Raw genomic sequence first — 12,076 nt, 5'->3', positions numbered from 1 at the left:
TCGTTTTGGTGAATACCCGATTGAATTGGTCAATTTATGGACGAAAAAAACCGCTGCCGGAGGGGCAGCGGTTTTTGACGAAGCGATTTTGAATCGGCGGGATTTACGCGTATTCGGCGAGCGCCGTGCGCATTTTCTTCATCGCGCTTGCTTCGATCTGGCGGATGCGTTCCGCCGACACGCCGAATTCGGCGGCGAGGTCGTGCAGCGTCGAGCCGCCCGAGCCGTCGTCGTCGACGTGCAGCCAGCGCGCCTCGATGATGCGGCGGCTGCGCGCGTCCAGCGCGTCGAGCGCCTGCGCGATGCCGTCCGTCTGCAGCATGTCGCGCTGACGCGCGGCGAGCACGGCGGTCGGCTCGTTGTGCGAATCGGCGAGATACGCGATCGGCGCGAAGCTTTCCTCGCCGTCCTCGACCTGCCCTTCGAGCGCGATGTCGCCGCCCGACAGACGGGTTTCCATCTCGGTCACGTCTTCGCGCTTGACGTTGAGCTCCTGCGCGAGGCCGTCGATCTCCTCGGGCGTCATCGCCTGCATGCTCTTCTTGTGGCTGCGCAGGTTGAAGAACAGCTTGCGCTGCGCCTTCGTCGTCGCGACCTTCACCATGCGCCAGTTGCGCAGGATGTACTCGTGGATCTCGGCCTTGATCCAGTGGATCGCGTAGGACACGAGACGCACGTTCTGCGCCGGATCGAAGCGCTTCACGGCCTTCATCAGGCCGATGTTGCCTTCCTGGATCAGGTCGCCGTGCGGCAGGCCGTAGCCGAGATAGTTGCGCGCGATCGACACGACGAGCCGCAGGTGCGACAGCACGAGGCGGCGGGCCGAGTCGAGGTTGTTCTGCTCGCGGAATTCGGTTGCGTACTGGCGTTCTTCCTCGGCCGTCAGCAACGGGATACGATTGACTGCCTGGATATAGGCGTCGATGTTGCCCAGCTGGCCAGGCAACATCGAATAGGTTGCGAGCGCCAGCGAGCCTGCCGATTCGGCCTTAGCAGACGCCGGGCTCAGGGTGTTCGGAAGGGTCAGTGCGTTGCTCACTTAAGAAAACTCCTTTGGAATCAGGGATGAACCCCGGTCTCGGATGATTCCGCGGTCAATCTTAGCACTCCAGCCAATTGAGTGCTAATTCCTTAGAGGGGGTGCGGGCTTTGGAGTTCCCGCTTTTCCTATCAAAGTTGCGAGATCGATAGCTTTAGGTGCGACCACTCGAATCCGGGCAAGTTCCGTAACCCGTTGTTTTTTAGGAGATTAAGCAGACGATTCCGATTTTTGTAGTTTTGGAAGCAAACCATTTCGCTTTGTGATGCCGATCGAAAAAGTCCTTTACCATACCATTCTGTTCGCTCGAGTCCGGCCCTCCGGTGGCAGACTCCATTCAACCTACAAAGTTGGGGTGTCAGATGAACAATAAGAACGACAACGGTCGGCGGGCTTGCCGGCTTGCGTTGCACACGGTCCTGGCAGCGTCATTGCTGGGCGGTTCCGGCGCAGCGTTTGCGGATCGGTGGGGGATCCAGGCAGGGGGCGGATTCTCGGATCGCCACAGCATCGACAAGGGCGACCTCGGCGTGGTCTGGGATCCGGGCTGGACGTGGTGGGAGATCGGCGGCTGGCACTTTGCGTTCGTGGCGGAAGGCCACGTCGGCTACTGGCATACGAACGGCAATATTCACACGAGCATCTGGGAAGTCGGCGCGACGCCGGTGATCCGCTTCATCAAGAGCGCCGGCGCGGTCCGCCCGTACGTGGAAGCCGGCGCGGGGGTGCGCTTCCTGTCGCATCCGACCATAGCGACGGATTTCTCGGTGTCGACCGCATTCCAGTTCGCCTCCATGGGCGGCGTCGGCCTGCAGTTCGGGCAACGGCAACAGTATCAGGTCGGCTACCGTTTTCAACATGTGTCTAACGCGGGTATCAAAGAGCCGAATCCTGGTATAAATTTCCACCAGCTCTACTTGCAGTACAACTTCTGATCCGTACGCCCGCGCACGGCGGGCGCGTTGCCGAGGAGTATGGCGATGGCGAAGGTGGTCGATGCGATCCGCGCGCTCGAGCGCGATCGGTTCCGGGCGATGGTGGACGGCGACGGCGAGGCGCTCGACGCGCTGCTGTCGGACAAGGTGTTCTACGTGCACACCAACGGCAAACGGGAAACCAAGCAGCAGTTCATCGATGCGATCGCCGCCGGCCGCCGCCGCTATCGTCAGATCGAAATCCAGTCGCAGGACGTGCTGCCCGTCGGCGACGAGACCTGTCTCGTCACCGGTCGGGCGCTGATCGAGATGGAAACGAACAACGGCGGGCTCGTGTTTCCGATTGCGTACACCGCCGTGCAGGCGCAGGAGCAGGGGCGCTGGCGTCTGCTCGCGTGGCAGGCGACGCGGTGCGCGACCGAGACATGAACGCGCGTGGCGCTCCTTTTCGTGTCTCGTCCGAAGCGGCCTTCTGGGCCGCTTCTTCATTTCCCGTGCAGCACGGATCGCCTGCTGCGCGGGTGGTCCTGCACCCTTTGCCTGCCCCTCTTCAAACCTTGACGCGCACCGTCACGCCGCCGCGCGGCGGTCGGCGCAATGCCATGCCGAGCGGTTGATCGCGCTGACCACCGCGTCGAGCGCGGCGGCCGCCGCATCCGCGTGCACGCCGACGCCATGCCGCAGCGGCGCATCGCCGACCCGGCAGCCGACCGATACCGCGATGCGCCCGTCCGACGTGCGTGCGTGTTCGCACGAGCCGACCTCGATCGCGACGCGCGCCGCGGCCGCGAAGGCGGCTGCCGCATGCCGTGCCGCGTGTTCCGGCGCCGCATCGGCCGCGCTCGCGCCGCCGATCTCGCGGTTCTGCCAGCGCGCGCCGCTGCCGCTGCGCGCGGCGGGGCCGTCGGTCTCGAAGAATTCGCGGGAGAACAGCGCGCAGATCGCGTCGCCCGTCACTTCCTCGCCGGACGCGTCGGCGAGCGTCTGCACCGCGTGGCTGAACTCGATCTGCACGCGGCGCGGCGGCGTGAAACCCATGCCGCGCTCGAGCAGGTACGTCGCGCCGCCCTTGCCGGACTGGCTGTTCACGCGGATCACCGCGTCGTAGCTGCGGCCGAGATCGGCGGGATCGATCGGCAGGTACGGCACTTCCCAGATCGCGTCGGGGCGCTGCTGCGCGAAGCCCTTGCGGATCGCGTCCTGGTGCGAGCCCGAGAACGCGGTGAACACGAGGTCGCCCGCGTACGGATGGCGCGGATGCACGGGAATCTGGTTGCAGCGCTCGACGACGCGGCGCACCGCATCGATGTCGGAGAAGTCGAGGCCCGGGTCGATACCCTGCGTGTAGAGATTGAGCGCGAGCGTGACGAGGTCGACGTTGCCGGTGCGCTCGCCGTTGCCGAACAGGCAGCCTTCGATGCGGTCGGCGCCCGCGAGCAGCGCGAGCTCGGCGGCGGCGACCGCGGTGCCGCGGTCGTTGTGCGGATGCACGGACAGCACGATGCTGTCGCGATAGCCGAGGTTGCGGTCCATCCATTCGATCTGGTCGGCGAACACGTTCGGCGTGGCCGCTTCGACGGTCGCCGGCAGGTTGACGATCATCTTGTGCTCGCGGGTCGGCCGCCAGGTCTGCGCGACCGCGTCGCACACCTCGCGCGCGAACGACAGCTCGGTCATGCTGAAGGTTTCCGGCGAGTACTGGAAGGTCCAGTGCGTGTCCGGGCGCGCGGCCGCGTGTTCCTTGATGCGCCGCGTGCCGTCGACCGCGAGCGCCTTCACGTCGTCCTTCGACATCCCGAACACGATGCGGCGGAACGACGGGCAGATCGCGTTGTACAGGTGCACGATCGCGCGCGGCACGCCTTCGAGCGCGTCGAACGTGCGGGCGATCAGGTCGTCGCGCGACTGCACGAGCACTTCGATCGTCACGTCGTCGGGAATGCGCTTCTCGTCGATCAGCTTGCGGACGAAATCGAAGTCGGTTTGCGACCCCGACGGAAAACCGACTTCGATCTCCTTGAAGCCGATCGCGACGAGCATCTCGAAGAACTCGAGCTTCTGCTCGATGCTCATCGGCTCGATCAGCGACTGGTTGCCGTCGCGCAGGTCGGTGCTCATCCAGATCGGCGCACGCTCGATCGTGCGGGTCGGCCAGCGGCGGCCGTTGATGCGGACGGGCTCGAACGGACGGTACTTGTCTTGCGGGTTGCGCTTCATCTTCTTGACCTCGGGTCTCAAGTCGCGAGCGAAGACGGGCGGCATGCGCGACGGTTGACGCTGCCTCGCACCGTGGCGCCTGAGTGCGCTGCGGATGCGGATGATCTTCGCGAATCGGCCGACGGATAGACGGACGAATGCTGACGACTTCGGTTGTAAAAACTGCGAGAGGGGTACTGCGAGGAACTGCTGGGAGGGACCGTGCGGACAGCACACGGCGCTACGACAGCCTTAGGCTAGTCGTAGCGATAGCGGCCGCGCTAGGCGGCCGGAGGTAATTCGGAGGGGGTTCGGAAAGGAACGCATGGCGACAACTCTATGCCAGGATGCGTGCGCGTGTCAAATGCGGGGTGTCGGACGGGCCGGCGGCGCGTGGCCACATGTCGATGGCACGCCGCGCCGGCGCGGGCTCACGCGTCGACGCGGACGATGCGCACGATCGTCTCGACCTGTCGCGCGACCGTCTCCGGCACCGGAATCTCGCCGCGCAGCACCGCGTCGGTCCATGCGGCCGTGGTCGCCGCATCGCGAGATTCCGGCAGCGCGACCGGCGGCGCGTCGGCCGACGCGCGCTCGGCCTCGATCAGCGTGTCGCATGCGCCGTCGTGCAGCCAGTCGACCTGCACTTGCCGGCGCGTGTCGGCAACGGCCTCGCCCTCGGTGCCGCGCGCGAGCAGCGCGCCGCCGCGCGCGGCGGCCGGATGGTCGCGGAACAGCTGCGCGAGGCTGTCGCGGTACGGCGGATGCGTGTAGTTGACGAGCCGCAGGCCCGCGGCCGCGAACGGCTGCAGGATCTTCACCAGCGTATGCGTCGAGTTGCGCACGCCGAGCACGCCGCGCATCGCCAGCAGGCGCGCGAGCCGCGGCGCGAGCGCGTCGATCGGCGCGAACGCGACGCGGTGTTCGGCGAGCATGTCCTCGATCGCGTCGTGCGACGCCGACGGCGCGATCGACAGCGCCGCGAAGATCTCGGCGCTCGTCACGCGGCCCGGGTCGCGCGTCACGCCATGCACGAGCACCGGCACGCCTTCGCGCGCGAGCAGGAGCGCGAGCAGCGGCACGAGGTTCGCCTGCTTGCGCGCGCCGTTGTAGCTCGGGATCGACACCGGGCGAAACGCGCTGTCGCGCACGTGCACGGGCTCGAACGACGCGTGCGCGGCGGCCAGCATCGCGGCCAGCTCGTCGGCGCTCTCGCCCTTCAGGCGATACGCGATCAGGATCGCGCCGAGTTCGAGGTCCGACACGCGCGCGTCGAGCATCGCGCGATACAGCTCGAACGTGTCCTCGGCGGACAGCGCGCGCGCGCCGTGCGGGCCGCGCCCGATTTCCTTGATGAAGCGGGCGCAGTGGAACGGTTCGGTCGCGTGGGCGGCGGGATCGTGGGAAGGGGTCATCGAAGCGTGTCGGGGCGGCCGGCGTCGGGGCCGCGCGGAAGTGATGTGAGGAACCCCTTGAGTATCGCATTTGAGCGGTTCTGGCAAGCGCGCGGATGCGTCGCGGCGCGCTACACTCATGGGCCCGGCCATGCGCGCACGGGCCCCGGCGGCCGGCCCGGCGCGCGACGCCCGCCACGCATTCGCCGGCCGATCACGAGACAACGAGAGACATCCGATGAAGCTTTACAGCTATTTCCGCAGTTCCGCGTCGTACCGCGTGCGGATCGCCCTGAACCTGAAGCAGCTGCCGTTCGACTACGTGCCGGTGCACCTGCTGCGCGACGGCGGCCAGCAACTGAAGGACGACTATCGTGCGCTGAATCCGGATGCGCTCGTACCGACGCTGATCGACGGCGACGTCGAGCTGCAGCAGTCGCTCGCGATCATCGAGTATCTCGAGGAAACGCATCCCGAGCCGGCGCTGCTGCCGAAGCAGCCGGCCGACCGCGCCTACGTGCGGGCGATCGCGCTGCAGATCGCGTGCGAGATCCACCCGCTGAACAACCTGCGCGTGCTGAAATACCTGAAGCACATGCTGCAAGTGCCGGAAGAGGCGAAGAACGACTGGTACCGGCACTGGATCGAGACGGGCTTCGGCACGCTCGAGGCGCGCCTCGCGAACGATCCGCGCACCGGCCGGCTGTGCTTGGGCGATACGCCGACGCTCGCCGACATCTGCCTCGTGCCGCAGGTGTTCAACGCGAACCGCTTCTCGATCGACACGTCGGGTTTTCCGACGATCCAGCGCATCTACGACCACGCGACGACGCTCGACGCGTTCAAGGCGGCCGCGCCGGGCGCGCAGCCCGACGCGGAGTGATGCGCGCCGCGCGCGCATGAAAAAGGGCGCCGTCATCTGAGCGGCGCCCTCGGTGCGGGACGATGTCGCGCGGCGTTCAGCCGAGCAGCGCGTCCGCGAATTCCTCCGCGCTGAACGGCTGCAGGTCCTCGACCTTCTCGCCGACGCCGATGAAGTAGACCGGCACCGGGCGCTGCCGCGCGATCGCGGCCAGGATGCCGCCCTTCGCGGTGCCGTCGAGCTTCGTGACGATGAGGCCGGTCAGGCCGAGCGCGTCGTCGAACGCCTTCACCTGCGTGAGCGCGTTCTGGCCCGTGTTCGCGTCGATCACGAGCAGCACCTCGTGCGGCGCGCCGTCGTGCGCCTTCGAGATCACGCGCTTCACCTTCTTCAGCTCTTCCATCAGGTGCAGCTGCGTCGGCAGGCGGCCGGCCGTGTCGGCCATCATCACGTCGATGCCGCGCGCCCGCGCGGCGCTGACCGCGTCGAAGATCACCGCGGCCGGATCGCCGCTTTCCTGCTGCACGACCGTCACGTTGTTGCGCTCGCCCCAGATCGTCAGCTGCTCGCGCGCGGCCGCGCGGAACGTGTCGCCGGCGGCCAGCAGCACCGACTGGTCGAAGCTCTGCAGGTGCTTGGCCAGCTTGCCGATGCTGGTCGTCTTGCCGGCGCCGTTGACGCCCGCGATCATCATCACGAGCGGCTGCGCGCGGCCGAGCATCAGCGATTTCTCGAGCGGCTGCAGCAGCTCGACGAGCAGGTCGCGCAGCGCGACCTTGACCTGCTGCGGGTCGGTGAGCCGGCCGGCGCGCACCTTCTCGCGCAGCGCGCCGAGCAGGTATTCGGTCGCGTCGACGCCGGCGTCGGACATCAGCAGCGCGGTTTCGAGCTCCTCGTAGAGGTCCTCGTCGATTTTCGTGTTGACGAACACGCCGGTGATGTTCGAGCCGGTCTTCGCGAGCCCGGACTTCAGGCGCGCGAGCCACGATTTCTTCGCGCCGGCGTCCTGCACGGGCGGCGGGACGATCTCGACCGTCTCGACGACTTCGTCGCGGCCGTTCTGGGCCGACGTGACCGTCATCACGACGGCCGGCGCGGCCGGTTGCGCGGGGGCGGGCGGCTGCGCAACCGGCTGCGGCGTGCTCGCGGCAGGCACATCGGCCGGCGCGGACGCGGGCTGCGCATCCGGCAGCGGCTCGGCGGCCGACGGCGATTCCGCGGGAGTCGGCTCCTGCGTTTTCTTGAATCGTTTGAAGAAACTGAACATGATCTGGCGTCGGGAAGAGGGCAGGCCGTCGCCGCTGGCGGCGTGGACTGCGTGCGGGCCGCCGCGCGCGCGACAGCCGAAACCGGGCATTTTATCAGGCGCAGCGCGGCGCTCGCGGCAGCACGCGCCGCCGCTGTGGTAACGTGCGCCTGTCCGGCGGCGCGCCCCGTGCGCGCCCGATCCTCCGTCGTCGATATTCCTTCCGTATGTCCCGTTCATCCTCCGGCCGCCCAGCGGCCTCCACCAGCCGCGGCAAGCCGCACGCCGTCCGCATCATCGGCGGCGACTGGAAACGCACGCCGCTCGCGGTGCTCGACCTCGACGGCCTGCGTCCGACGCCCGACCGCGTGCGCGAGACGCTGTTCAACTGGCTCGGCCAGGATCTCGACGGGCAGCGCTGCCTCGACCTGTTCGCCGGCACCGGCGCGCTCGGCTTCGAAGCCGCGTCGCGCGGCGCGGCGAACGTCGTGATGGTCGAGCGCCATCCGCGCGCCGCGCAGCAGCTGCGCGCGATCAAGGACAAGCTCGGCGCGCGCGCCGTCGAAGTCGCCGAGGCCGATGCGCTGCGGCTGGCGGCCGGCCTCACGCCGGGCGCGTTCGACGTTGTGTTCCTCGATCCCCCGTTCGGCGACGCGGCCGTGCTGGCGCGCGCGATCGCGCTCACCGCGCCGCTCGTCGCGCCGGGCGGCGCGCTCTACGTCGAAACGGGCGACGTGCTCGACCCGGCCGCGCACGACGCACTCGCCGGCTGGCAGGTCGTGAAGCATGGCAAGGCCGGTGCGGTCCACTATCATTTGCTGCGACGCGAAAATGATGAATAATGCGCGTTCCCAACGAGGCGCCGCGCCGGCATGGCGACGCGCGTCCAGCTCGGCAGTGGCGTGCGTGTCGCACGGCTGCGCCCCCATTTGCTTGATGACAGGAGGAGCGACATGGTAGTCGCCGTGTATCCGGGTACGTTCGATCCGCTGACGCGTGGCCACGAAGACCTCGTGCGGCGTGCGTCGAGCATTTTTGATACGCTGGTGGTCGGCGTTGCCGACAGCCGCGCGAAGAAGCCGTTCTTCTCGCTCGAAGAACGTCTGGAGATTGCGAACGAGGTGCTCGGCCATTATCCGAACGTGAAGGTGATGGGCTTCACCGGCCTCTTGAAGGATTTCGTCCGCACCAACAACGCGCGGGTGATCGTGCGTGGCCTGCGCGCGGTGTCCGATTTCGAATACGAGTTCCAGATGGCGGGGATGAACCGCTACCTGCTGCCGGACGTCGAGACGATGTTCATGACGCCGTCCGATCAGTACCAGTTCATTTCCGGGACGATCGTGCGCGAAATCGCCCAGTTGGGCGGAGATGTGAGCAAATTCGTATTCCCGTCGGTCGAGAAGTGGCTGACGGAAAAAGTGGCCGCGATGGGCCCGGGCCCGGTCGCGTAATGCAGTGCCGGCCGGTTTCCCCGGGAAGCCGGCCACGGGCCCGATGAAGTGAGATCAGTATGGCTTTGATGATTACCGACGAGTGCATCAATTGCGATGTGTGCGAGCCTGAGTGCCCGAACGGCGCAATTTCGATGGGCCCGGAAATCTATGTGATCGACCCCGGCAAGTGCACCGAATGCGTCGGCCATTTCGACGAACCGCAGTGCCAGCAGGTGTGCCCGGTCGAATGCATTCCGCGCGATCCGCAGCACGCGGAAACGCACGCGCAGTTGATGGAGAAGTACCACGTGTTGGTCGCCGCAAAGGGCGACGACGCGTCGTGACGTCATAAAGGGCCGGGCGGCTCGAGCCGCCCGGGCCGTTCCCGCCTGTTCAGCCCAGCAGGTCGCGCAGCGCCGCGACGAACGCGTCGCACTCGGCATCGGTGCCGACGGTGATGCGCAGATGCTGGTCGATCCGCGGCAGCTTGAAGTGCCGCACGAAAATCTCCCGTTCCTTCAGCCGCGCCGACAGCGTGGCGGCGTCATGCGCCGGATGGCGCGCGAACACGAAATTCGCGGCCGACGGCACGACATCGAACCCCAGTTCTTCCAGCGCCCGCGTGAGCCGCGCGCGGCTGTCGATCACGCGCCGGCAGGTCGCGTCGAAGTAGGCGTCGTCTTCGTAGGCCGCGCGCGCGGCGACCTGCGCGAGACGGTCGAGCGGATACGAGTTGAAGCTGTCCTTCACGCGGTTCAGCGCGTCGATCAGATCGACATGGCCGAATGCGAAGCCAACCCGCATCCCGGCGAGCGAGCGGGCCTTCGACGTCGTGTGCACGACGAGCAGGTTCGGGTAGCGGTCGATCAGCGAAATGGCCGACTGCGCGCCGAAATCCACGTAGGCCTCGTCGATCACGACCGCCGACGACGGGTTCGCGGCGGCGATCCGCTCGACATCCGCGAGCGGCAGCGCGCGGCCGGTCGGCGCGTTCGGGTTCGGAAACAGCACGCAGCCCGCATCGCCGAGATAGTCGTCGACGCGGATCGAGAAATCGTCGGCGAGCGGCAGCGCCTGGTATGCGACGCCGTACAGCCGCGCATAGGTCGGGTAGAAGCTGTACGTGGTGTCGGGGAAGCGCAGCGGCCGGTCGTGCTTGAGCAGCGCCTGGAACGTGTGGGCAAGCACTTCGTCGGAGCCGTTGCCGACGAACACCTGGTCGGGCGACAGCCCGTGATGGGCGGCGACCGTCTCGCGCAGCTGGCGCGCGAGCGGATCCGGATAGCGGCGCAGCGAATCGCCGGCCTCGCCGAGTTCGTGCGCGATCGCCGCGACGACGCGCGGCGACGGCGGATAGGGATTCTCGTTGGTGTTCAGCTTGAGCGGGTGCGCGAGCGCGGGCTGTTCGCCCGCCACGTAAGGCACGAGTTGCTGAACGACGTCGCTCCAGTAACGGCTCACCGCGTGGCTCCTGACAGGTAAAACATCGAGATTACCTCATGCGGGCCACGTGGTGCGGCTTCCCGGTCACGCGCGGCGCAGTGCGGCCGCGCATCCGGAAGCGGGTCAGCCGTTGCGATGCAGCAGCATCGTCGCGCGGTCGAGCTCGCCCTTGACGACCATCGGCATCACGGCGAGTGCGCGTTCGATCGATGCGTCGATCACGTCCTGCTCCTCGCGGCGCGGCGGCTTCAGCACGAAGTTCGCGACATCCGGTTTCGCGCCGGCGCGCGCGCTTTCGGGGATCAGGTCGCGCGGATGGCCGATGCCGATCCGCAGCCGCCAGTATTGCTGCGACGACAGGTGCGCGGAAATGTCCTTCAGGCCGTTGTGGCCGCCGCTGCCACCGCCGCGCTTCAGCTTGACGGTGCCGGGCGGCAGGTCGAGCTCGTCGTGCGCGACGAGGATCTGATCGGGCAGGATCTTGAAGAATTGCGCGAGCGCGACGACCGACTGGCCGGAGCGGTTCATGTACGTCTGCGGCTCGAGCAGGTGGACTTCCTCGCCGTGCAGGCGGGCTTTCGCGTAGAAGCCGTGGAAGCGGCGCTCGTCGCGCAGCGTGGCGCCTGCTTCGCGGGCCAGCTGGTCGATCAGCCAGAAGCCGGCGTTGTGGCGCGTCGCGGTGTATTCCGCCCCGGGATTGCCGAGGCCGACGATCAGTTTGATCATGACGTTTCGATGGCGGCGGCGGGCCGCCTGGGCGCAAAAAAGAAAAACCCGCCGGGCAAGCCGCGGCGGGTTGCGTCGACCGTTTCGGAAAACGGATCGAGGGGCGCTTAGGCAGCCGGCGTTTCGCCTTCTGCCGCGTCCGCCACGGCGCCAGCCGGCAGGGCTGCCGACGCGACGACCGGGTTTTCAGCTTCGACGTGTGACGTCAGCGCAACGCCCTTCGGCAGCACGACGTCCTTCGCGTGGAGCGACTGGCCTGCTTCGATCTTCGCCAGATCGATTTCGACGAATTCCGGCAGGTCGGCCGGCAGGCACTCGACTTCGATTTCCGTCACGACGTGCGCGATGATGGCGCTCGACAGCTTCACGGCCGGGCTCGTTTCCGCGTTCACGAAGTGAACCGGCACCTTGGTGTGCAGCTTCTTCTTCGCGTCGACGCGCTGGAAGTCCACGTGCAGCACGAGTTGCTTGAACGGGTGGTACTGAACGTCACGCAGCAGGACTTGCTGCGATGCGCCGGCCACTTCGAGGTCGAGGATCGACGAGTGGAAGGCTTCCTTCTTCAGCGCGTGCCACAGGGCGTTGTGATCGAGCTCGATCATTTGCGGAGCTGCTTCACCACCGTAGACGATACCCGTGGTCTTACCGGCGTTACGCAGGCGGCGGCTCGCACCCGTACCTTGCAGTTGGCGCTCGAAAGCGACGACTTTCATGTGTTTCTCCATTTGCTGCCCGCGACCAGGCAGTAAAACGGGGCCGTCGAGCGGCCCCCGATTGAACGGCCGGGGTTTCGTGAGTC

General features: G+C 67.1%; 13 protein-coding genes. 6 read left to right on the top strand and 7 right to left on the bottom strand.

The window, feature by feature from the left end:
• Nucleotides 1–103 precede the first annotated feature (103 nt).
• Nucleotides 104–1,039, bottom strand: a complete 936-nt coding sequence (rpoH, locus tag HWY45_RS29985; protein WP_059566535.1) for an RNA polymerase sigma factor RpoH — start codon at nucleotides 1,037–1,039, stop codon at nucleotides 104–106.
• Between the two features lie 362 nt (nucleotides 1,040–1,401).
• Between rpoH and HWY45_RS29980 the strand changes: the two genes are divergently transcribed.
• Both HWY45_RS29980 and HWY45_RS29975 read left to right on the top strand, forming a co-directional pair.
• Nucleotides 1,402–1,974, top strand: coding sequence for an acyloxyacyl hydrolase (locus tag HWY45_RS29980; RefSeq protein ID WP_059566536.1), 573 nt, complete (start codon nucleotides 1,402–1,404; stop codon nucleotides 1,972–1,974).
• A 45-nt stretch (nucleotides 1,975–2,019) separates the two neighbouring features.
• Nucleotides 2,020–2,403: a nuclear transport factor 2 family protein gene (locus tag HWY45_RS29975; RefSeq protein ID WP_059566537.1), complete on the top strand. Its 384-nt coding sequence runs from the start codon at nucleotides 2,020–2,022 to the stop codon at nucleotides 2,401–2,403.
• 141 nt (nucleotides 2,404–2,544) lie between these two features.
• Here HWY45_RS29975 and leuA read toward each other — a convergent pair whose 3' ends face one another.
• Nucleotides 2,545–4,191, bottom strand: coding sequence for a 2-isopropylmalate synthase (leuA, locus tag HWY45_RS29970; RefSeq protein WP_059885312.1), 1,647 nt, complete (start codon nucleotides 4,189–4,191; stop codon nucleotides 2,545–2,547).
• 410 nt (nucleotides 4,192–4,601) lie between these two features.
• The gene (ybiB, locus tag HWY45_RS29965) at nucleotides 4,602–5,585 is read right to left on the bottom strand and encodes a DNA-binding protein YbiB (RefSeq protein ID WP_059885314.1); all 984 of its coding nucleotides are present in this window, start codon (nucleotides 5,583–5,585) and stop codon (nucleotides 4,602–4,604) included.
• Between the two features lie 217 nt (nucleotides 5,586–5,802).
• Between ybiB and maiA the strand changes: the two genes are divergently transcribed.
• Complete coding sequence (gene maiA / locus HWY45_RS29960; protein ID WP_059885316.1) at nucleotides 5,803–6,447, top strand: maleylacetoacetate isomerase; 645 nt, start codon at nucleotides 5,803–5,805, stop codon at nucleotides 6,445–6,447.
• A 76-nt stretch (nucleotides 6,448–6,523) separates the two neighbouring features.
• On the opposite strand, the gene ftsY is transcribed toward maiA, so the two are convergent.
• A complete protein-coding gene (gene ftsY, locus HWY45_RS29955; RefSeq protein WP_059566541.1) occupies nucleotides 6,524–7,693 on the bottom strand; it encodes a signal recognition particle-docking protein FtsY in 1,170 nt (389 codons plus the stop codon).
• A gap of 206 nt (nucleotides 7,694–7,899) precedes the next feature.
• On the opposite strand from ftsY, the gene rsmD reads away from it, so the two are divergent.
• The 3 genes from rsmD to HWY45_RS29940 all read left to right on the top strand — a co-directional run bounded on the left by rsmD (nucleotide 7,900) and on the right by HWY45_RS29940 (nucleotide 9,452).
• Nucleotides 7,900–8,514, top strand: a complete 615-nt coding sequence (rsmD, locus tag HWY45_RS29950) for a 16S rRNA (guanine(966)-N(2))-methyltransferase RsmD (RefSeq protein ID WP_059803152.1) — start codon at nucleotides 7,900–7,902, stop codon at nucleotides 8,512–8,514.
• A 111-nt stretch (nucleotides 8,515–8,625) separates the two neighbouring features.
• The gene (coaD, locus tag HWY45_RS29945) at nucleotides 8,626–9,126 is read left to right on the top strand and encodes a pantetheine-phosphate adenylyltransferase (RefSeq protein ID WP_059566543.1); all 501 of its coding nucleotides are present in this window, start codon (nucleotides 8,626–8,628) and stop codon (nucleotides 9,124–9,126) included.
• A gap of 59 nt (nucleotides 9,127–9,185) precedes the next feature.
• Nucleotides 9,186–9,452, top strand: coding sequence for a YfhL family 4Fe-4S dicluster ferredoxin (locus HWY45_RS29940; protein WP_026045197.1), 267 nt, complete (start codon nucleotides 9,186–9,188; stop codon nucleotides 9,450–9,452).
• A 49-nt stretch (nucleotides 9,453–9,501) separates the two neighbouring features.
• Here HWY45_RS29940 and hisC read toward each other — a convergent pair whose 3' ends face one another.
• From hisC to HWY45_RS29925, 3 genes are all read right to left on the bottom strand, one after another.
• Complete coding sequence (gene hisC / locus HWY45_RS29935; protein WP_059885318.1) at nucleotides 9,502–10,569, bottom strand: histidinol-phosphate transaminase; 1,068 nt, start codon at nucleotides 10,567–10,569, stop codon at nucleotides 9,502–9,504.
• Between the two features lie 105 nt (nucleotides 10,570–10,674).
• On the bottom strand, nucleotides 10,675–11,277 hold the full coding sequence (gene pth / locus HWY45_RS29930; RefSeq protein WP_042586348.1) for an aminoacyl-tRNA hydrolase: 603 nt from the start codon (nucleotides 11,275–11,277) through the stop codon (nucleotides 10,675–10,677).
• A gap of 107 nt (nucleotides 11,278–11,384) precedes the next feature.
• A complete protein-coding gene (locus HWY45_RS29925) occupies nucleotides 11,385–11,990 on the bottom strand; it encodes a 50S ribosomal protein L25/general stress protein Ctc (protein ID WP_059566594.1) in 606 nt (201 codons plus the stop codon).
• Between the last annotated feature and the right edge of the window lie 86 nt (nucleotides 11,991–12,076).

The sequence above is a fragment of the Burkholderia stagnalis genome, assembly GCF_902830275.1.
Lineage (GTDB): Bacteria > Pseudomonadota > Gammaproteobacteria > Burkholderiales > Burkholderiaceae > Burkholderia > Burkholderia stagnalis.
This window is presented reverse-complemented; position numbering and strand designations above follow the sequence as displayed.